General features: G+C 56.9%; 19 protein-coding genes. 13 read left to right on the forward strand and 6 right to left on the reverse strand.

The features are described 5' to 3' along the window. The first annotated feature begins 34 nt into the window (after positions 1–34). The 4 genes from QP868_RS07150 to mutM are packed head-to-tail and all read left to right on the forward strand — an operon-like array spanning position 35 to position 2,455. Entirely contained in the window at positions 35–544 is a 510-nt protein-coding gene (locus QP868_RS07150) for a YceD family protein (protein ID WP_102238701.1), read from the forward strand. Between the two features lie 2 nt (positions 545–546). Continuing rightward, entirely contained in the window at positions 547–750 is a 204-nt protein-coding gene (gene rpmF, locus QP868_RS07155; protein ID WP_040348679.1) for a 50S ribosomal protein L32, read from the forward strand. A gap of 10 nt (positions 751–760) precedes the next feature. Further along, positions 761–1,453, forward strand: coding sequence for a ribonuclease III (gene rnc, locus QP868_RS07160; RefSeq protein WP_284925910.1), 693 nt, complete (start codon positions 761–763; stop codon positions 1,451–1,453). 30 nt (positions 1,454–1,483) lie between these two features. Beyond that, positions 1,484–2,455 (forward strand): bifunctional DNA-formamidopyrimidine glycosylase/DNA-(apurinic or apyrimidinic site) lyase, encoded by a 972-nt coding sequence (gene mutM / locus QP868_RS07165; RefSeq protein ID WP_284925911.1) that lies wholly within the window; start codon positions 1,484–1,486, stop codon positions 2,453–2,455. Here mutM and QP868_RS07170 read toward each other — a convergent pair. Continuing rightward, positions 2,382–3,614, reverse strand: a complete 1,233-nt coding sequence (locus QP868_RS07170) for a sensor histidine kinase (protein ID WP_284925912.1) — start codon at positions 3,612–3,614, stop codon at positions 2,382–2,384. The two genes, mutM and QP868_RS07170, sit on opposite strands and share 74 nt — an antisense overlap. 124 nt (positions 3,615–3,738) lie before the next feature. On the opposite strand from QP868_RS07170, the gene QP868_RS07175 reads away from it, so the two are divergent. From QP868_RS07175 to QP868_RS07185, 3 genes are all read left to right on the forward strand, one after another. After that, positions 3,739–4,038: a hypothetical protein gene (locus QP868_RS07175; protein WP_284925913.1), complete on the forward strand. Its 300-nt coding sequence runs from the start codon at positions 3,739–3,741 to the stop codon at positions 4,036–4,038. 93 nt (positions 4,039–4,131) lie between these two features. Beyond that, on the forward strand, positions 4,132–5,319 hold the full coding sequence (locus QP868_RS07180) for a hypothetical protein (RefSeq protein WP_284925914.1): 1,188 nt from the start codon (positions 4,132–4,134) through the stop codon (positions 5,317–5,319). Continuing rightward, positions 5,316–5,957, forward strand: a complete 642-nt coding sequence (locus tag QP868_RS07185; protein ID WP_284925915.1) for a response regulator transcription factor — start codon at positions 5,316–5,318, stop codon at positions 5,955–5,957. Before QP868_RS07180 ends, QP868_RS07185 begins: the two co-directional genes overlap by 4 nt. Before the next feature lie 53 nt (positions 5,958–6,010). Here the strand turns inward: QP868_RS07185 and QP868_RS07190 are convergent, their stop codons facing one another. Then, a complete protein-coding gene (locus QP868_RS07190; protein WP_284925916.1) occupies positions 6,011–7,591 on the reverse strand; it encodes an SLC13 family permease in 1,581 nt (526 codons plus the stop codon). A gap of 138 nt (positions 7,592–7,729) precedes the next feature. After that, entirely contained in the window at positions 7,730–8,614 is an 885-nt protein-coding gene (locus QP868_RS07195; protein WP_284925917.1) for a DMT family transporter, read from the reverse strand. 37 nt (positions 8,615–8,651) lie between these two features. On the opposite strand from QP868_RS07195, the gene smc reads away from it, so the two are divergent. The 6 genes from smc (at position 8,652) to QP868_RS07225 (ending at position 16,616) form a co-directional block, all read left to right on the forward strand. Next, on the forward strand, positions 8,652–12,164 hold the full coding sequence (gene smc / locus QP868_RS07200) for a chromosome segregation protein SMC (RefSeq protein WP_284925918.1): 3,513 nt from the start codon (positions 8,652–8,654) through the stop codon (positions 12,162–12,164). A gap of 195 nt (positions 12,165–12,359) precedes the next feature. After that, positions 12,360–12,740, forward strand: coding sequence for a hypothetical protein (locus QP868_RS07205; RefSeq protein WP_284925919.1), 381 nt, complete (start codon positions 12,360–12,362; stop codon positions 12,738–12,740). A 95-nt stretch (positions 12,741–12,835) separates the two neighbouring features. After that, positions 12,836–13,969: a signal recognition particle-docking protein FtsY gene (ftsY, locus tag QP868_RS07210; RefSeq protein WP_284925920.1), complete on the forward strand. Its 1,134-nt coding sequence runs from the start codon at positions 12,836–12,838 to the stop codon at positions 13,967–13,969. Between the two features lie 81 nt (positions 13,970–14,050). Next, complete coding sequence (ffh, locus tag QP868_RS07215) at positions 14,051–15,709, forward strand: signal recognition particle protein (protein WP_284925921.1); 1,659 nt, start codon at positions 14,051–14,053, stop codon at positions 15,707–15,709. A 212-nt stretch (positions 15,710–15,921) separates the two neighbouring features. Next, positions 15,922–16,380 (forward strand): 30S ribosomal protein S16, encoded by a 459-nt coding sequence (rpsP, locus tag QP868_RS07220; protein ID WP_284925922.1) that lies wholly within the window; start codon positions 15,922–15,924, stop codon positions 16,378–16,380. A 2-nt stretch (positions 16,381–16,382) separates the two neighbouring features. Further along, positions 16,383–16,616: an RNA-binding protein gene (locus tag QP868_RS07225; RefSeq protein WP_005885005.1), complete on the forward strand. Its 234-nt coding sequence runs from the start codon at positions 16,383–16,385 to the stop codon at positions 16,614–16,616. An 86-nt stretch (positions 16,617–16,702) separates the two neighbouring features. Here the strand turns inward: QP868_RS07225 and QP868_RS07230 are convergent, their stop codons facing one another. The 3 genes from QP868_RS07230 to QP868_RS07240 all read right to left on the reverse strand — a co-directional run bounded on the left by QP868_RS07230 (position 16,703) and on the right by QP868_RS07240 (position 21,219). Then, positions 16,703–18,205, reverse strand: coding sequence for a hypothetical protein (locus QP868_RS07230; RefSeq protein ID WP_284925923.1), 1,503 nt, complete (start codon positions 18,203–18,205; stop codon positions 16,703–16,705). A gap of 67 nt (positions 18,206–18,272) precedes the next feature. Further along, positions 18,273–19,736, reverse strand: coding sequence for an outer membrane protein assembly factor BamB family protein (locus QP868_RS07235; protein ID WP_284925924.1), 1,464 nt, complete (start codon positions 19,734–19,736; stop codon positions 18,273–18,275). Positions 19,737–19,746: 10 nt separating this feature from the next. Further along, a complete protein-coding gene (locus QP868_RS07240) occupies positions 19,747–21,219 on the reverse strand; it encodes an outer membrane protein assembly factor BamB family protein (RefSeq protein ID WP_284925925.1) in 1,473 nt (490 codons plus the stop codon). Positions 21,220–21,389: the final 170 nt, after the last annotated feature.

Raw genomic sequence — 21,389 nt, forward strand, 5'->3', positions numbered from 1 at the left:
TCAGTCGGGACCGCTTCCGTCAGGAGGGTGAGGCGTGAAAGAGCTTGTATTAGATCTTCGCTCGCTTGGGCTCTTCAAGAAACCTGGTGAGTGGATCAAGCACACCATGACGGTAGGCGCCCCGGAAGACCTGCGGAACGAAATGATCGGAGTCCCCACGGGTGACCCCCTGGACATTGAGTTGCAACTCGAAAGTGTCGACGAAGGCATTTATGTCACCGGCACCGTGAGCGCAACAGCCAAAGGACAGGACGCTCGGACGCTCGAAGACATGACGTTGCCACTGAACGTGGATATAACCGAACTCTTCGTGTACGACCGGCCCCAAGAGGACGAAGACTCGTACGAGATTGAGAACGGAATGCTCGATCTTGAACCGGCAGTCCGCGACGCTCTGGTGATGAGCTTGCCCTTCAGGCCATTGAAGTCTGGAGAAGAGGGTGAGTTCAGTTACACCGTGGGTGACGTGGAGGAACCGGTTGATGATACCGATCCGCGATGGTCTACACTAAAGAGTTTGTTGACTGAAGAGAAAGAGAGCTAGACGTGGCTGTTCCAAAGCGAAAGATGTCGCGCAGCAACACCCGCCACCGTCGTTCGCAGTGGAAGGCAAAGGCACCTGCCCTTGTTAAGACTGTGGAGAACGGTCGCGTTGTGTACTCGCGCCCACACCAGGCCCGCGTAGTTGAAGACTCCGCAGGTACCCCGCTGTTCCTTGAATACAAGGGACGCAAGGTAGCTGACGCCTGAGCGACTACCTATGAGCGAACTTAACAAGCGTCTCGGGGTCAACATTGACCCCGAGACGCTTCGTCTTTCTCTGACCCACCGTTCATACGCGTTTGAAAACGGTGGTATCCCCACCAATGAGCGGCTTGAGTTCTTAGGGGACGCGGTCCTGCAGCTCAAGACCACCAAATGGTTGTTTGACCACAACACGGATGCGTCTGAAGGCCGGTTGGCGAAGATGCGTTCCGCGGTTGTGAACTCGCGTGCCTTGGCTGGGGTTGCGCGCACGTATGGGATCGGTGAGTTCCTGCTGCTGGGCAACGGTGAAGAACGCACAGGTGGCCGCGACAAGGACTCGATCCTGGCCGACACCGTTGAGGCCATCATTGGTGCCTGCTATGTGTCCCAGGGTCCTGACGCTGCGGATGCTTTAGTTGAGCGCCTGGTTGGGCCGCTTCTTGAAGACGCCGTGAACCTGGGCGCGGGCATGGACTACAAGACCACGTTGCAGGAAGCTGCAGCGGACCTGAGCCTGGGCGCCGTGCACTACGATGTCACGGGCGAAGGCCCCGATCACGCGCGCGTGTTCACCGCTGTAGCGTATTTAGGCGAAACGCGGTGGGCTGCCGGCGAAGGCACGTCGAAGAAAAACGCTGAACTTGTGGCCGCGGAAGTTGCGGTGAAGAAGATTCTTGAAAAGTACCCTGGGTGGCACCGGAACTAGTGGCTGGGCACGCAAAGGAGCGGGGCCTGAATGCCTGAACTTCCTGAAGTAGAGTCCGTGCGCCGAGGTCTTTCTGCCTGGCTCACAGGCGCCACCATCACCCGTGCCCAGGTGCTCGACGCGCGGATACTGGGGACCACCTCGGCGAGGAATGTGCCGGCGGAGCGGGTGGTGAGTTTTGAACGCGCGCTGGAGGGCGTGCGAATTGTGTCAGTTGAGCGGCGCGGAAAGTACATGTGGATGCCGTTGGCTGGCGACGGGCTGCGTGGTGACAGTGTGGCCGGTGGCAGTGAGACCGCCGAGGTGGATGAGTGGGCGCTTGCCATGCACCTGGGGATGAGTGGGCAGGCCAGGATTCACGAGGCAGAGGATCAGTTGCACCCGCACACGCGGGCGGTGTTCGACGTGGCTGGGCCAGCAGGAGTGGGGCAGTTGCGGTTTGTGGATCAACGTATTTTTGGTCACCTGGGTGTTGAGCGTCTGGTGCCTGGTGTTGCTGGGGTTGGTGCTACTGGTACGGCCGGTGAGCGTCGCTTGGTGGCGGAGTCGGCTAGTGGGGCGGGCCTGGATCCTTTTGAGGGTGGGTTTTCGGTGCCGGTGGTGGCTCGGGCATTTGCGCGCAAGAATGTGGCAATGAAGACTGCTCTGCTGGACCAGCGCGTGGTCAGTGGTGTGGGCAATATTTATGCTGACGAGGCGTTGTTCGAAGCGGGCGTACACCCGGCGGCGCGGGCTTCGCGGTTGCGGATTTCGCGGATTGAGCGGGTGCTGGAGGCTGCTCGTGATGTGATGGCGCGTGCGTTGGAGGTGGGTGGCACCAGTTTTGATGCGTTGTATGTCAACGTCAACGGCGAGTCCGGGTATTTTGAGCGGTCGCTACAGGTGTATGGCCGGGAAGGTCAGCCGTGTGTGCGCTGTTCGACGCCCATTACGCGGGTTGTGCTGGGCGGGCGGTCGACTCACGTGTGTGTGAGGTGTCAGAAGCCGCAGCGGTTGCGTTAGACGGTGTGGGGTTCTGCCCAGGTGTGTTGAGTGGCACGGTGGCTGTGACGGTGAATGACTCTGGTGTTGTGTGAAAGTCGGCGGTGCCGTTGAGCATAGTCACGCGACGTTCAACGGAGAACGCGGTGGTGGTAGGCGGCGTGTATTTTTCTGGCCGAGGTGTTAGCTGGCGGGGCGTGTTCTGTGCCGTGATCAGGAGGCTGGGGCCGTCGCATGTGACGTCGAGTGTTGTCGATTGGTCATTGATGTCGCCGTGTTTGAGGATGTTGGTGGCGAGCTCTGTCAGTAGCAGCCCTACACCCGCTGTGCGTTGTGGTGGGCAAGGTTGGTCGGTGACTGCGCAGGTGATGCGAATGGGGCGTTGAGCTGCTGAGAACGCTTCGCGGATGTCGTCGCACACGGTTTCGACAGCGTGACTGAGGGCGACTGTGTTCGTGGTGGTGGAGTGGAGTCCTGCTAACAAGGAGCGCAGGTTTTGTTGGTTAGTTCTGTTGGCTAACAGGATTTCTGTGATGTCTTGATTGAGTTCGCTACCCGGTTCCGTTTTGCTCAGAGCGTTTCTGAGCATGAAGTTTTCTTTTGTGAGCCCGTGTGACACGGTGTCGTGTGCGTCAAGCGCGAATTGGTTGCGTAGGTCAGCTTCGCGACGTTCGGATTCCGCGGCTTGGGTGGCTGCGTCGGCAATGAGCCGGGTGATTCGTTGTTCTGTGGTTCCTGCAGCCCAGCCAAGGGTGCTTGCTAACACGAAAGTGCCTATTGAGATTGCGCAGTGGAAGAACGAATAGTACTCAGCCCCGAGGAGCAGGTACGCGTTGAGAGCGACAAGGGACGCGAAAGGCAGGGATGTGAGTTTCCAGCGTTTATAGGTGAGCAGTACGGCGCCGGCAACTGACAGTGCCAGGTCGTTGATCACTGCGTTAGCTGTGAGCCCAACTGTCAGTGTGATTGAAACTGCGGTGATGATGAGCGCAACCGTGCGGGGAAAGTATGGGAGCGCAATGATGAGTAGGCCAAAAGCGATATCGAGCTGAGCGTTGAGGTCCGTGAGAAGCTCGAAGGACGAGGGTGCCCCAATGAAGAGTCCCACGATTAGAGTTGCCAGACGTATGTAGGGGTCGATGACTCTGGGGCCACACAAAGCGCGGGTCATGGCACTCATGTAATCTCCCCGGAAGTGATCAAGAATATACGTTAAATGACGGATGTGAGAGTCATTTCGTGATCAGTACTTTCAAAGTGTGACCTGTTCAGAGGTTACGTAAGTACTTCACTTTGGAGCTCTCATGAAGAAAACACCTTTCCTCGTGTCCACCAGCATAGTCGCGTTGCTTGTTGGCAGTGTTCTTAGTGGACCGGCTAATGCAACGACAAAAGATTCGTCGATGACTACAGAAGAAGCAGTTGAACGTCTTGTTGAACTGAATCCAGGAACCACGGAAGAAGAAATGAGTGCCGGGCTTCGCGAGTATGCGGAAGAAAACGGTCAAAGCTATGAGCAAGTCGTTGATGACGCGCTCCAAGCTGCTGAAGAAGAGGAAGCGCAATGGCAGAAAGATAAAGCAGAATACGAGCGCAATAATTAAGAGGAACAGAGCACGCACTGACGTTCGATCTGTGCTGTTTGCCATGTATTTTTACATCACAGCCTTGCGCCTAAACAGAAAGCTTCCACCAATATGAAAAAGTTGATCGCTTCGGTGTGTGTCGCCGGGCTAGTTTTCGCAAGTTTGTCGGGGTGTTCGTGGTTTGACCGTTCGGGTGTGGTGGTCAGTGAGGACGAATTCCGCATCACAGAAGATACTCTTTTTGCAACGCAGCTGAGCCCGATCTATCAGGAAATGGACACAGCGCCTGGCATTAACACAAGCTATTTGGTGACGTTTGATCGGGATGGCTCTGTTCAAGCGTTGAAGATTCACCCGATGGCAATTGGTGAGCCGATTTGGCAGGGTGACACTCTTGTCGCGGTGGATCGGAAGTATGACTATTTCGTGTCGGATCGGGTGGTCAAGGTTGACCATCCGAAGGTGGAAGTGATGACGAACATCGTTGCCAGTTCAACTACGGATGAGGTTTTTGCGCTGATGAATGATGGTGATACTGAGGATGGGTATAAGACGAGCGTTGAAACTTTGACTCAAGGAGGCCACACGACCACGAAACTCGACGGTGCTTACCTCATGACGTCGGAATGTGACGGCGTTTTGTATGGCATTGGTGATGCGGAAGGGCGTGTTGCCGCGCAAGCGCCGAAAGAACTAGGGGACAACGTAACAGCTTTGGTGCAGGCCACTGGAACGGCAAACCATCAGGAACACGTCATTTCATATCAACGGACTCATGAAGGTGAAGGGTCGGCAACCCCATTACCGTGTTTCACCGATTCAATTGCGAACCTAGCATTAGACGTATCGGAACCTGACCGCCCGGTTACGCTTACTGGATCTGTGCGTGTGAGAAACGTTCGCGATGGGTCCCACCACGATGTAGTTCTGCGCAACCCCGACGGTACAAGGTACGAAACGTACATTGAGGCGCCGAACTACGATTTGAATAGTGTATCTGGGCGAAGCTTCAACTGGCTGAACAATGACGGAGTCTACTGGCGGACGAATATTGATACGGGTGTGACGGAGAAGTTGTTTCAGATTCAGGAGTCGGAACAGTTTTTTGCGGTTGGTAGCGTGGCCTTTTCTCCCGAGGGTATTCATATTATTGCTGAGCTTGAAGAGGGCACGGTGATTAAGTCGTTTAGTAAAAAGGATGGGTCGTTAATTCGGACACTGGAGGTTCCAGGGTTTGACACGATCACGGCCCGTACTCGGCAACACTGGACCTTAGCGGTTTCACCACACGTGCCATGACAAACGTACTTTTGTGTGATGACGACTCGTGGGCACTGAGAGGTCTTGAACACGTGCTTAGCGAGGCTCAAGGCTTCACCGTGGTGGGTTCGGCAAGACAAGGCGAGGATGCAGTAGCCCTCGCCCGTGAATTACGTCCGGACACAGTCCTCATGGACATTTCCATGCCACCGGGAATCAGCGGAATCACCGCAACCGCACAGATCCTTGCAAACAACCCCAACCAAACTGTGGTGGCACTGACCACCACTGCCTCCGGTCCAGGCATACGTCACATGCTCGAATCCGGGGCAGTAGCCGTCATGAACAAATCACTTCCACCTGAACGCTTTGTCGACGTACTAAAGCACATCGTCCACGATGAACCAGCCCGCTACCTAGCCACCCTGCGCGAAGACCTGATCCTGACCCGACCAGACCCTTCAGCGCCACTGACAGAAAAACTCACCCAAAAAGAAGAAGAAATCCTCCTTCTCCTGTGCGACGGACTGACCTATACAGACATCGCCAAACGAGAACACTGCTCCGTGGCGACCGTTCGCACACATGCCGAACGGCTCCGAACCAAACTACACGCTCAAAGCGTCAGTCAGCTGATACTCCGGGCAATCCAACACAAAATCTATATTCCAAAGTGAGGCACAACCCAGCCCACACGGCACGCAAGGCGCTGACACCTCGGCAAGACACCTCACAAACCGAACACCCACGTCAGCAACGTCATGGACGCCAGCGTAATGAGCACGATACCGATCAGGTTGAGCCAGATACCACCTCGAACCATCTGCCCGATCGTCACATAACCCGAACCGTACGCAACAGCGTTTGGCGGTGTGGCCACGGGCAGCATGAACGCACACGTCGCAGCCAACGCAACCGGTGCGGCGAACAACAGGACATTGACGTCCATACCCATTGCAATACCAGCAGCCACCGGAATGAACGTAGCACCGGTCGCAGTGTTTGACGTCAGCTCGGTAAGGAACAAAATTGCACCCGCAAGCACCGCAATGACAAGGATCAGTGGCACCCCAGCCATTCCTGCTGCCATGTCTCCAATTACCTTGGTGAGCCCGGACTTTTCAAACATGCTCGACAACGCAAGTCCACCACCGAACAACAACAGCACATCCCACGGCAGTTCCTTAGCGCTCTGCCAGTCCAGGAGCTTCACGCCTCTTTCCGCCCCCGCAGGAAGCAAGAACAGCAACAGGCCACTGGCCATAGCAATACCTGCATCATCAATAGGCGGTTTTTCAAAAACAAGCGGAATCGTAATCCACGCGAGCGCTGTCAGGATGAAGACGCCCAACATCCGCATTTCACCAGAAGAAATAGGGCCCAGCCGGTCGAGCTCTTTGCGGATGAGCTCGTTGCCACCAGGAATCTCGGAAATCTCTGGTTTGAACAGCACCTTGACCAGCAGAAACCACGTGATTACCAAGAAGACAGCAGAAACGGGAACACCGACAGCCATCCAGCCCACAAAGCTGATGGACACTCCTTGAGTCTCCGCCATATATCCGGCTAGGAACGTGTTAGGCGGAGTGCCGATCAGCGTCCCAAGCGATCCCAACGACGCGGCATATGCAATACCGAGCATCAGCGCAGTACCAAATTTTGATTGAACGACATCCGTCACTGAGGTGGTTGACGACTTGCCGGTGGCCTCGTTTACCAGCGTGAGTACTGACATTCCGATGGGTAGCATCATGACGGCCGTTGCGGTGTTCGACACCCACATGGACAAGAACGCGGTCGCGATCATGAACCCTGCGATCATCGCGCCGGGACTGTTAGGCATGATCCGCAAAACACCCAACGCAATTCGCCGGTGCAGATTCCACCGTTGCATGGCAAGCGCAATGAAGAATCCGCCCATGAACAGGAAGATCGTTGCGTTTCCGTACGAGGCACCAACCTGGCTGAACGTGAGAGGCTTGGGCTCTGCGCCGTCCTCAGCGATGGGTTGTGCGAAAAGCGGGAACGCAACGAGTGGCACCAACGCAGTTGCTGGAATTGGAATTGCTTCCGTCATCCACCAGGTAGCCATGAGCCCTGCGATCGCAGCGGTCAAACGTGCATTGTGACCCACAGTTTCAGGGAGAAGAAACCACAGGGCTAGAGCAATAACGAGTCCAATAGAAAAACCCGCCCAGCGAAATGCGTTCGTCTTAGAGGGAATCCCGGTTGCGCGTTCACCAGGGGACTTGTAATCAACTTCACGACCCTTGTCAGGGTCTGGACGCAGATCGTCCAGGTAGTCGGGCATGTTATGAGAGTTCGAATCTGGAGTGTGCATATGAATCAGCCATTTCCAAACCACTAGAAAACACTTCGTTGTGTGCAACACACCTTACACAAGTTTCCTTGATTTGAACGTGTGTCCCGCTGTGCGAGTTCAACAGTTTCAAGCCTTGCGGACAGAGGGTGGCAACGTGGGGAGTGATAAGAAACCCACCGTGGCCAAGGTGAGGAGAATTCCTAAGAACTGGAGGAGCGTGGGACGCTCTGTTAGCACGACCATACCCAACACCACCGCTGACATTGGTTGGACCAACAACAGTGAAGCTGCGGTATCCGCACTCACATCTGCGCTGCCACGGCCAATGAGCACAAACGCCAAGAACTGTCCTAGCATGGCGGTCGCAATGAGCAAGACCCACGCTGTACCATCAAGGCCAAAGTTCAACGGCTGTACTACCGGAGCCACCGTGGCGATAACGACCACTGAGCCAAAGGTCCCCAGCGCGACTGGCGTAAACATTCGCCTGCGATCATGCAAAGATGCCACCCTGTTGCAATATAAATACCCGGCAAAAAACACGCCCGCCAGAATCCCGCACACCCCGCCACGTAACGGGTGTGGCCCAGTTGTGACCGAGGAGCCCAAACCGGCCGTGAGTGCAAGACCGGGCAGCATCACTGGAACACCCAAAATGAACTTTTGCGCAACGGGAGCTCTATGGATCAGCCAGACAAGGAACGGGTAGACCACAACCTGGGCGCCAATGAGGACAGTGGCGATACTAGCGCCAGAGTCCAGAATCGCCTGATTGAACAACATATAGTCAAGGGCCAAAAACAGTCCGGACAGCAAACCAAACGTCCACTCAGTCCGGGAGAGTTTGCCAAACCGTACCCGCTCAACCGCCCACGCCACTCCCAGCGGGAACATGGCGAAAAGGCACCGAAAGAATGCTCCGGTCACGGGTTCGGCTCCACTGAGCTTCAGCATTGTTGAGGCACCACCAGCCAAAACACACCCGATAATCAGAATAAGCACCGGCCTCATGCCTCGATGATCGCACACAACATAAAATAAGAAGGCTATGTTCCTCAAAACACTCACGATGCGCGGGTTTAAGTCGTTTGCTCATGCGACGACTCTTGAACTCGAACCCGGTATCACGTGTGTTGTGGGACCCAACGGTTCTGGTAAGTCCAATGTGGTCGACGCCCTTGCCTGGGTGATGGGCGAACAAGGCGCCAAGAACCTACGTGGCGGCAAAATGGATGACGTCATCTTCGCAGGCACTGCCAAAAAACAGGGCCTGGGCCGCGCTGAAGTCAGCCTCACCATCGACAACACCGACGGCGCAATCCCCATCGACTACACAGAAGTCACCATCAGCCGAACCCTCTTCCGCAGCGGCGGAAGCGAATACTCCGTCAACGGGGCACCCGCCCGCCTCCTCGACATTCAAGAACTCCTCAACGACTCCGGCCTGGGCAAAGAAATGCACGTGATCGTGGGGCAAGGACGCCTCGACGAAATCCTGCACGCCGACCCTGAAACTCGACGCGGCTTCATCGAAGAAGCCGCCGGTGTACTCAAACACCGCCGCCGCAAAGACAAAGCGCTGCGTAAACTCACCGGCCTGCAGACCAACCTCGACAGGGTAGGGGACCTGCGACATGAACTGTCCAAACAGCTAGGGCCACTAGCCCGCCAGGCCAAAGCCGCCACACGCGCAGCCACGGTGCAAGCCCAACTCCGCGACGCAACAGCCCGACTCCTGGCAGACGACATCGTGCGCGTGCAAGCGAAACTCGAAGCCACGCACACAACAGAAGACGAAACAATCCGCCAGGAACTCGAAAACACTGTTGCCACCCTGGCAACCCACATCGAACAGTTCACCGCACGCGTGTCCCAACACGAAGCCCACACTGAACAGACCGAAAAAATGTTGGCACGCGTCACAAAAGCCGTGAGCAAAGCGAAAGCCCTGGCAGAACGAGCCCGCGACCGCAACGAACTCCTCCTTTCTGTCCAGCCATCCACTCAGACCGGCGAAGACCCACGCGCACTTGAAAACCGCGCCGCCCACTACCTCCGCGAACGCGACACCGCACGCGAAGACCTAGAGCAACGCGAACAGAAACTCCAAGACGCACTCGAAAAGTGCCAACAAGCAGAACAAGAACTCGCCACAGCTAACGCGGAACTCGCCCAACAACGCGAACTCATCCGCACCCACCTCCGCGAACGCGCCAGCCTCGAGTCCGAAGCAACCGTCGCCACCCGCGCACTCGAGGAAGCCAAAAAAGAACTGGCGACGCTACAGGACCAACAGATTGACACCTCGGCGGAGGAAAAAGCACTCACCGAAGCCCAGACCCGCGCACGCCAACTTGAACACAGCGAAACCGACCTGGACTCCCAGCACGAAACCGCCAGCGCAGCCACCCAGAAGGCCCGCGACCACCTCACCAACGTGCGCGAAAACCTCGCCGAAGCCCGCACCAACCTTCGCCAAATCCAAGCCCGCATCGAAGCCCTCACGCTGGCCGCTACATTCGCATCCCACGACATCGGCGAAAGCGGAGTCGACGGAGTGGGCGGCCCCGTCGCCGAATCGCTCACCATCACCCCCGGCCACGAACCCCACGTGACCGCGGTGCTGGGTTCCCTCGCGACGGCAGTGGCTGTCGCGACCATGGACACTGCCCAGCAGGTGCTCACGCAGTTTGACGGGGACGTTGACTTGGTGGTGTTAGGAGAGGACGCCGAGGTCGTTCCCACCTCCGCCCCTGAGGGCACCTCGCTGCGCGGCCCGGCAGGCGAACACCCGGTGCGGGAGTACGTGACGTCTGACTCCACGGTCATGAACAACCTCTTGGACCGCACGCTTGCAGGGGTATACGAAGCTCCGGACAGTACGACCGCCCACACGTGGATGCGCGAGCACCCCGCGTGTACGTTCGTGACTCCGAAGGGGGAAGTGTTCTCGCAACACCGTATTCGGCGAGCAGGCGGCGAAGATTCTGCCCGCATGCAAGCAAAAGCGGAGCTTGAGAAAGCAGAACGCACGCAGGTGGAAGCGACCGAGGCGGTTGCGGCTTTGGAGAAGAACGAACAGACCGCGCAGGCAGAGTTCGAAAAGGCTCAAGCGGCTGAGAATGAAGCACTGGACGCGCTGTACGAGTCCGATGCGAAAATCATGGCGGCGCAAGCTGAGGTGACAAAAGCCGCCACGACACTTAACGACGTTCACGAACGCATCAGTGCCCGTGATTCGCGGATGAAAGTGCTCAAAGCACACATCGAAACCGCAACCCAGCGGGCACACGACGCTTCTGAAAAACTCAACAGCAACACGCAAAGCGTCGACACTGAACCGGACACCAGCGCTGTTGAGGCACTTACGGCTGAGCACCGTGAACTCAACGAAACAGTCATGGAACTGAAAGTTTCGGTGCGAGCCGCCGGGGACCGCGTCAAGTTTCTCACCGATCGTGCTCAAGCACTGAACCGGCAGGCGGAACGTGAACGCGAAGCGCGCGAAAAAGCCAAAGAAGAAAAGGAACGGCGCGCACGCATGGCCCACGAGGCGAAAACCCTTGGCGAAACTGCGACGCAGCTGGCCGACCACTTTTCAGGTGTGGAAGAACGACTCACCGAACAGCTCACGGCGCTCAAACAACAACGGCACACACACCGTGAGGAACTTGACCAAGCATATGAGCAACGCGCACAAGCCATGGAGAAACTGGCGCAACTCAAAGAAGCTCAACATGCTGCGAACCTCGCGCGTGAACGACACGTGTTGCAGCTGGAGGAACTCACCCGCAGGGCCAATGAAGAAGTTGGCCTAGGCGTGGAAAACCTCATCGAACAGTTTGGCCCCCACGTGCCCGTGCCTGTTGAGGGGGAGGACCCCGTGCCGTATGTACGGGCGGACATCCAAAAGATCGCCAAACAAGCCAAGAAGGAAATCACGGCAATTGGTGCGGTCAACCCGCTGGCGCTTGAAGAATACAACGCGCTCAAAGAACGGCACGACTACTTAGAAGCCCAGATCAACGACATTGAGAAATCCCGCGCGGAACTGTTGAAGCTCGTTGACGAAGTTGACGCGCACGTGCGTGATGTTTTCGCTGAAGCATTCGCAGACACCAAGCGCGAATTTGAGCGCATCTTCCAACGCCTGTTCCCCGGTGGTGAAGGCGAACTCACACTGACCGATCCGAACGACATGCTGACCACCGGCGTGGAAGTCTTTGCCCGGCCCGCGGGAAAACGTGTCAAACGGCTCTCGCTGCTCTCAGGTGGGGAGCGCTCGCTGGTGGCCGTGGCCATTCTGGTAGCGATCTTCAAAGCCCGCCCCTCACCGTTCTACGTCATGGACGAAGTCGAAGCAGCCCTAGACGACGTCAACCTGTCGCGCCTCCTTACCGTGTTCCAAGAACTGCAAGAAGCGTCGCAACTTATCGTCATCACTCACCAAAAGCGCACCATGGAAATTGCAGACGCTCTCTACGGAGTGACCATGAGTGGGGACGGAATCTCGAAAGTCATCTCCCAAAAGCTCAGCCGGGAAACCACCTCGGCCCAGTGACGTTGAGTGTGACCTGGGTCGCCCATACCGCTGTTCTGACACCGAAATGTTGAGCCGTTGTAATAAAGTGGGTTGGTTCGTGACAGATTTGTTAACCGCCCCTACCAGGTGACACAGACGTCAACCTATAAACTTGAGTGGTCAGTGATTCGAAGGGAGCGGTTGCCTCGAAATGAGAAATCAGGTGCGACGTACATGAGTGGTTTCATCGTCGTCCTTTTGGGGCTCGGCATTACCGTTGGAATCGGTCTTGTCATCGTTATCCTTGTCGCCATGTCCGCTTCTGGACAAAACAAACAGGCACACACACCGCAACGCTTCCGCCTCCCCGCAGAATTCTTAGGACACGACAAATCCGTCTACGGGTTCTTTGGCCATGACGACGACCACTCGCACCTGGCCACCCGCGAACAGGCCGCCGTCACCGCGATGCGCGACGAGTCCTACATTCTGCACCCGCAACCCCGCCGCCATGCCGCCCCGTCGCTCTTCACTCTGCGACCTCGGACCCGGCACTGGAAAGTACCTGCCACCGGAACGGGCATGCGCACTGCCTTCCACCTGCTGTTCCGGTAACTCACCCGCGCGCCGCCCGCGCACTTCATAGCGCGCCGCCTGATTCTTGATCCGCAACGTAACCGTTTATTGTGGTGTGTGAGCACGGATAGGAGTTGATTGTGGATTTACAGGCGCAGATTGTTTACGGGATTCTGGGGCTCGTAGTCCTTGTTGCGCTGGGGCTGTTTTTCCTGGTCCCACGGAAACCAAAGAAACCCGAACACACGCTTCCTGATGACACCACAGGCAGCACCCAAGTCGCACCCGCGCCGGAGGAACCCGCCCAGGACGAACCACCTCGGGAAGTTCCCACCGAACCTACAACGCGACTAGCCAAACTGCGCAACCGGCTTGCCAAATCAAACAACGCGATGGGCCGTGGCCTGCTGGCCCTGCTATCGCGTGACACTCTGGATGAAGCCACGTGGGAAGAAATCGAAGACACCCTGATCGTCGCGGATCTGGGGGTAGACACGGCAACGGAACTTGTCGACAACCTGCGTGAACGCGTCCGCGTTTTGGGCACCCGCGACCTGTCCACCGTGCGTGCGCTTCTGCGTGAAGAACTCATCAAGGTCGTGGACCCCACTATGGACCGCACCCTGCGCACCGAAACCGGTGGCGACGAACCTTCGGTGGTGCTGGTTGTTGGTGTGAACGGGGCAGGTAAGACCACCACGGTGGGCAAGATCGCGCGTGTGTTGGTCGCCTCGGACAAGACCGTGTTGCTGGGTGCTGCTGACACATTCCGCGCCGCCGCTGCTGAACAGCTCACCACGTGGGGTGAACGCGTGGGCGTTGAAACCGTGCGAGGGCCCGAAGGTTCCGACCCCGCATCCGTTGCCTACAGTGCTGTTGAACGCGGCCTGAAAGATAACGTGGACGTCGTGCTCATCGACACGGCGGGCCGTCTGCAGAACAAAAAGGGCCTCATGGACGAACTTGGCAAGGTCAAGAAAGTGGCCACCCGTCCGCTGGGGGAGGGGCACGAACTGGATGAAGTGCTCCTGGTTCTTGACGCCACCACCGGGCAGAACGGTATGCAGCAGGCCAAGGTTTTCGCCGAGGTCGTAAATGTTTCTGGGATCGTTCTCACCAAGTTGGACGGGACTGCCAAGGGTGGGATTGTGGTGGCCGTGCAACGCGAACTGGGCGTGCCCGTCAAGCTGGTCGGCCTGGGTGAAGGGGCTGACGACCTCGCACCGTTCGTTGTTGAAGACTTTGTTGATGCGCTCCTTGAGGACTAGCCGAGGTCGTGCATTTCCGGGCGTGTCTGCCTGGTTGGTATCCTAAGAGACTGACGAAACCACCGACGAAAGCAAATCTACGTGTTCAACTCACTGTCTGACAGGCTGACGTCCACTTTTAAGAACCTGCGCGGCAAAGGTCGCCTGTCTGAAGCGGACGTGGACGCAACCATCCGTGAAATCCGCCGGGCGCTTCTTGACGCTGACGTCGCGTTGCCCGTTGTGCGGGCGTTTACGGGTCGTGTGCGTGAGCGCGCGCTGTCGGCAGAAGTGTCCGAGGCGCTCAACCCTGGCCAGCAGGTCGTCAAGATTGTGAATGACGAACTGGTGCAGATTCTGGGTGGGAAGACCCGGCGAATCCAGTTTGCGAAGAAGCCACCTACCGTCATCATGTTGGCGGGTCTGCAGGGTGCTGGTAAGACCACGCTGGCTGGAAAGCTTGCTCACTGGCTCAAGAGTGACGGGCACCGTCCCATGCTGGTGGCTGCTGACCTTCAGCGCCCCAACGCGGTGAACCAGCTGGAGGTTGTGGGATCGCGTGCGGGTGCGTATGTGTATGCGCCTGAACCCGGTAACGGCGTTGGTGACCCGGTGAAGGTCGCCCGCGACTCCATGGAAGTTGCGAAGTCCAAGCTGTATGACGTGGTGATCGTCGACACGGCTGGTCGTTTGGGTATTGACGAAGAGCTCATGCAACAGGCTGCCGATATTCGCGCGGCTGTGAACCCGGACGAAGTTCTTTTCGTCATCGACGCCATGATTGGTCAAGACGCGGTGACTACCGCGCAGGCGTTCAACGAAGGTGTCGACTTCACCGGTGTGGTTCTGTCGAAGCTCGACGGTGACTCCCGAGGTGGTGCCGCGCTTTCGGTTGCTGAAGTCACCGGGAAGCCCATCATGTTCGCGTCCACGGGTGAAGGGCTCAAAGACTTTGAGCTGTTCCACCCGGACCGTATGGCCGACCGCATCTTGGATATGGGTGACATTCTCACCCTCATTGAGCAGGCTGAAAAGACCTTTGACGCGAAGCAGTCAGAGAAGCTTGCCAAGAAGGTGCAGTCGGGTGAGTCCTTTGACCTCAACGACTTCCTCAGCATGATGGAGTCCATCAAGAAGATGGGCTCGCTGAAGAAAATGCTTCGCATGATGCCGGGCATGGGGCAGTACAAAGAAGCAATCGAAGCGTTTGATGACCGTGAGATTGACCGTGTTGAAGCAATTATCCGGTCGATGACTCCCCAAGAGCGCGCCAACCCCAAGATTCTGAACGGTTCGCGCCGGGCGCGTATTGCTCGCGGTTCGGGTAACTCTGTGACCACTATTAACCAGCTCATGGACCGTTTCGCTCAGGCTCAGAAGATGATGAAGCAGTTCGGTGGTGGGCGTCGCATGCCGGGAATGCCCGCAATGCCAGGTGGCGGAGGTTCTGGCGGTGGAATGCCAGGGATGCCTGCGATGCCAGGTGGAGGAATGCCCGGAATGCCTGGCATGCCCGGAATGCCTGGCGGTGGCGGGCCTGGTGGTTCGAGCCGACGCAAGAAGGGCCCGGCTAAAAAGAAGGGCAAAGCCAAATCAGGTAACCCGGCCAAGCGCGCGCAGGCAGAACGCGACGAGCAGCTGCGGCGCGAAGGCAAGTTGCCTAAGAAGCAGGGCGCGTCCTTTGGCGGAATCGACCTCGATGACGACGAAATCGACTTTTCAAAGTTACCTAAGGGGTTCGGCGGCGGGTTCGGTCGCTGAAGCTGGGGCACAGGGGTGGTTCCCGAGGACTTACCCCGTTTCCGCTCTAATTGGAAACAACGCAAAAAGTTTGGCAAAATATTGGCTTGTACTTGACCGGTGAACAGGACCCTCTCAACCTCGAGCCGGTCGAAGTTCATTCGGAAGAACTGATTTAACCCCACGAATGAGAACTTCCGAAAAATTGATGTGAAAAAGGAGACACCACCACCGTGGCAGTCAAAATTCGTCTGACCCGTATGGGTAAGATCCGTAAGCCGTTCTACCGTGTTGTTGTAGCTGACTCACGCACTCGTCGTGACGGCCGCGCAATCGAAGAGATCGGCGTGTACCACCCAACCGAAAACCCTTCGGTTATCAAGATCGACTCTGAACGCGCTCAGTACTGGCTGTCTGTGGGTGCACAGCCCACTGACCAGGTCAAGGCACTGCTGAAGCTCACCGGAGACTGGGGCAAGTTCAAGGGCGAAGGCTCGACCGAAAACACTGTTAAGGGACAGCCTGAAAAGGAAGCTTTTGTTGCTCCTGAAGCTAAGTCCGTCATCAAGGAGGCTATTACTCCTAAGGGTGGCGAAGACAAGGCTGAAGAGTCTGCTGACGATGCGGCCGCTGAGGAAGCTCCAGCTGAAGAAGTTGCAGCTGACAACGCAGAAGAAAAGACTGAGGCCTAATCATGTTGCAGCAGGCTTTGGAACACTTGGTCCGCGGGATTGTTGATTTCCCTGAAGATGTCAGTGTGCGTGAGCGCAACACTCACCGGGGCCTGACTCTGGAGGTGCGCGTTCACCCGGACGACCTCGGGCGCGTCATTGGACGCTCTGGGCGCACGGCAAAAGCGTTGCGCACGGTCATCGGGGCGCTCGCTGGTCACGGCGAACGCGTTCGCGTGGATCTGATCGAAGCCTAATAAAAGTGCCACCTCGTATGAGGTGGCACTTTTGTATTCACATAGTCTCTGTGGAGGCCGCGCGGCCTATAGCCCCGTAGCCTGACCTACTGCGTCCACACGCGCATGCGGGTAGGTGAGTCGCTTCGGCTCTCAACTACTTGGTACGGACCAACGGTGCTCACAGCGTGTATGCCGGGCACGGAATCTCGTGAGATTTCCTCGCCCGAGGTGGCATCGACAGTGACGAAGTCGTCACCTTCGACGTAACTCACCTGGCCCGCAGCTGCGGAGTAAGACGGGCGGGTGCCGGGCTTTTCGCCTTGGGTTTTCCACACCTCGGTCCCGTCAGTGAGCTGATACGCAACCACACCACCGTCCGGTGAGGGCACAACAATGATGGGGTTCTTAGGGTCGGAATCGATGATCTGGTTGTCACCGAAGTACGCAAGCTGCGGGGTGTCATTGTCGTTAGCGGTGAGGTCAGGTGCTGGTGCTTTCCACTCTGAGTACTTCGCGTCTTCTCCGTCGCCGGGCTTGGCAATGAGCTTGCCAACGTAATCTTCTCCGGCCCCTGTAGGCGCCTGGAAGCTGCATGCAACTCCAGTGTCGGTGATCATGATGCCAAGATCCCACGGGCTCTGAGATTCTTCTTTTCGAGCGAGGAGTTTTCCTTCGTGACCGTTTGGCCCGTAGCCCTGAGCAAGGGCGCGAGCTACCTCTCCTTCTTCCGTAATAATGAGGAACTCGTTAATCCCCACCGAGGCGAAATGTGCCATGTCGAGTGACCATAGGTACTCAGGTGCGTCAGCACCAAGGGATGCTTCGGAGAAATCACCGGTCTTGATATCAATGCGAGCAACATGTACTTGTCCGCGCATGTCCCACAGCATGAAGAGGTATTTGCCCAACGGGTCTGAGGCGTAACCACGGTAGCCGTACAGGTTTGGCGTACCCTCCATTTCCCACAGCTGTTCTCCGTTTGTAGGGTCGATCGCAAAGTTCATGGGGGAGGGGCCCATCTCACCACTGGACACTTCTGTGCATTCGGGTGGTCCGTAGGGTTCGTCTGACTGGGTCGTGAAACCAAGAATCAGTGGGTTGTCAGCATTGAGCCGGCGGTTCGCCATATCTCCCGCACCCGGGTATAGGGTGTACTCCTTGGGGTCTGCACACTTCGCTTTGTCCGCCACCGTGAACTTCCACGCCTGCTCTCCGGTGGCCCAGTCCAGCGCAATCACCGAATGGTCCTCTTCCAGCATGGTGTAGATGTGCTCATCGTCGTAGTAGAGGGTCTCGTCTTCACCCTCCGTCATCGTTCCACCGGGGAACTCCCACTTCTTCTGGCCTTGCGCGTCGATGACGTAGGGAATGGTTCCGTCAGCTGGTTTGATCAGGGCAGAGTCGCCAGAGGCGCCGCGAACAACAGCGTTTTGGTCAATCTCAACCCAGTCGCCCCACTTTCCTGCGGGTGCGGCTGCATTGTTCGAGTCTCTACCGCTCTGCTCGCCAGGTCCTCCTGGGCCACCAGAACATCCCGACAGCACGAGACAGCACGTGACAGCCAAGCCTGACAACACGTGTGTAAATCTACGCGTGGTTTTCTTCATGGTTTTTCCTTGTTTTCTTAGTGACTGATGCGTCTGTGACTGTGCGATCAGTGCTATTACTTCGTAGTCAGTGTTTGAGGGCACGAATCGATGTGCCATCTGAGTGGTAGACCGCCATGACTCCGCCAAAGAAGTCGACACCGTACACGTCATCACCAAACTTTTCCCGCAGCTTTTCTTCTCCGGTTTGGGCGTCCACAACTACGGCTTCACTGTCGAGAGCGAAAATGACTTCGTTTGTTTGAGGGACATATGTGGTGCTCGAAATCTGGTCGCCCCCGTCAACCGACCACACGGGCTCACCGGTCTCATAGTCGAATGCGACAAGCGGAGACGAAGTTCCCGGTAGGACGATGAGAGGTGAAGCGCCCTCGCGTGGCACCAGCGGGTCGTTCCACAGATACGGTTCGTAGCCCTTCGCGTCGTCGCTGCCTGGAATGGCAGGTGCTTCGGGAGTGGGGTACGACTCGGAACGTGGGCTAATGGTGTCGCTGTCTGGTTTGGTGAGGTTAAAGAAGTGGTACTTCAAATCGGAACCGTTGGGTTGCTGGGGACCCACATTGAATCCGTAGACGTACCCACTGCTCTGTGAGTTGCGTAAGTTGTACGGAACTGGGAAATCTGCAGCCACATTCGCTTTGACCGGGTCACCGCCGGGTTGGTCAGACCACGTGCGGATCTCCACGTACTCGTTGTGCTCGCCACCGGCAATGACAAATCCCGTATCGGACACCTCGTGAGCGAACGCAAACCACGGTTCATGAGTTTTTTCGACCGTGGCGTAGGTGGTCTTTCCAGATCCGACCTCGGTCCGGCTCATCTGATATTGCATGTCCGTACCCCACGCAGCGTACTGGTATTTACCGGTGACGCTGGTGAACGAAGCAACGGTTCCGGAGTCTCCGTTAACGTTTGGGCCACGCCATTTTTCTTCACCTGTCTTTGGGTCGAAGGCGACAGAGCTCGGATAGTCGTCTGCCGATCGGCAACCGTTTTCGAACGCGTTCTGATCGGAAATGCCCAGCACGATCGTCGAGTCGTCGTCAACCTTTGGGTCGGTGCGTGACGCGACTGACCATAATGAGGCGTCGCCCGGGTCGCACTGGAGGATCTCAGCCGGGTTTAAACGCCACTTTTCTGCTCCGTCCGCCCAGTTGAAACCAACCAGGTCGCCGTTTTCCACCTCGGCGATAAACAACTCATCTGATGCCCACGTGTTGTACACGGACATGGTGATGGGCTTGAGTGTGGGGACGTCCCACACTTTGTTTCCCGAGGTGTCATACACCTCGTGCGTCATGTCATCTAACTTGCGAAAGGTTGCGTAGGTGTCGTTGGCCAGTTCGAGGTTGGCGGTGAAACCGAGTTCTACCCAGTCGCCCCACGTGTACACGGGGGCTTCTGCTTTCTCGGAGCCGTCACCACCTTGTCCGCCCGGGCCTCCAGGGCCGCCGGTGCCACCGGAACATGCCGAAAGTACGAGGCTACACGAGACAGCCAACGCTGTCATCAAATGTGAAAACTTACGCATGGTTACCTATCTACTTCTCAATCACTCGGATGGACACGGATGTGCCTGACTCATAATCATGTGCTGCAACTAAGAACGCACCAGCCTGGTCTAGTACGCCAACGGGTTTGTCAAAGTCTTCAGCCCATTTTTCTTCTCCTGTAAGAGCGTCAACGGCTACCACACGGTTCTTTTGTCGGAATACGACTTCGTTCATCGACGGGATGTAGGTGGTGTGATCGGCGCGTTCACCGTCGTCAATGGTCCACGCAGGTTTGCCGGTCTTGTAGTCAAAGGCTACGAGCTTAGATTTAGTCCACGGCAGAACGATAAGAGGCGCTTTTCCATCGCGCGGCACGATGGGGTCATTGCCTAGATACGGGTCGTACGTATCGATCCCTTCATCACCTGTATAGTCAGGCGCCTGTGGCATCGCATAGTCAGTGAGGTTGGGGCTGATTTCCGAGGCGTCCGGTTCCGTGACATTAAACAAGTGGTACTTCAAGGCCGAGTCGAGGTGGTGGTCGGACCTCACCTCAAAGCCGTACACATAACCGGTCCCCGGAGAATTATGTAGCTCGTACATGATCGGGTAATCGTCAGTGGGGTTTGTCAGGATAGGCTCACCGCCCGGTGAATCGGACCATGAATCAACTTCAAAGTACTCGTCCGATTCATGTCCACCGATGATGAAACCCTTGTCCGACACTTCTCTCAAATAGCCAAGGTCAGGTGCGTCGAATTTCTCAAAACTGGCATATGTGGTTTTCCCGGAGCCAGTTTCGGTGCGACTCAGTTGGTAGACAGGGCCACGTCCTGATGCCGTGTACACATATTTCCCAGTGATGCTTCGACTCGTGTCAACAGCATCCTTGCCCACATTGACGTTGGGTCCCCTCCACTTTTCTTCACCCGTGCTGGGATCAAAAGCGATGCTGCCTGGGACCTCACCCTTGGATGAGCACTCGGATTTCTGAAAACCGATCACGTTAATCGTGAGCGCGATGACAGATTTCTCGTCGACGTTAGGAAATTTTCCCGACACTAACTGCCATGCCGCGGTCTCGCCCGGATCGCACGCAAGCACTTCCTTGGCGTTCAAACGCCACTTTTCGGACCCATCCGCCCAGTTGAACCCCACAAGGTCACCATTTTTCACCTCGGCGATAAACAACTGATCAGACGAATACGTGGAGTACAGCCGGGGCGCTTCACTCAAAAGCTCCGGGATGTCCCACACCTTCCTCCCGGAAACGTCGTACACAGCGTGCGGTGGGCCGGTGGCGCCTAAGAGGGCGACGTACTCGTCGTTGGCTCCGCCTACCGTGTCACCGGCGTCGCCCAGGTCCACCCAGTCGCCCCATGCGGGATCCTTGGGTGGCTCGGCTGAGTCTGTGCTTTCTGGGTTGTTGGAGTCGGAGGACTGGGGGTTGTTCGCACACGCCGATGTGGCGATCAGGCACATGACTGTGAGGGTGGAAACAAAAGCTCTGAACCGGCTCATGATGTGTCTTTCTTAAAATTAACTGTGTGTATTTAGTTTATCTTTCGAAAGAGCTGGTCTGTGAAGAGGCATCCGGAGGATTTAGCCAAGCCCAAACGGCGCAAAGGGGGGTGCGGACATTTTGTTAGACAGTTTCGGTTTCATGCTACTTTAAGTGCTCGGTGTTTGGC

This window comes from Brevibacterium sp. UMB1308A (assembly GCF_030230605.1).
Lineage (GTDB): Bacteria > Actinomycetota > Actinomycetes > Actinomycetales > Brevibacteriaceae > Brevibacterium.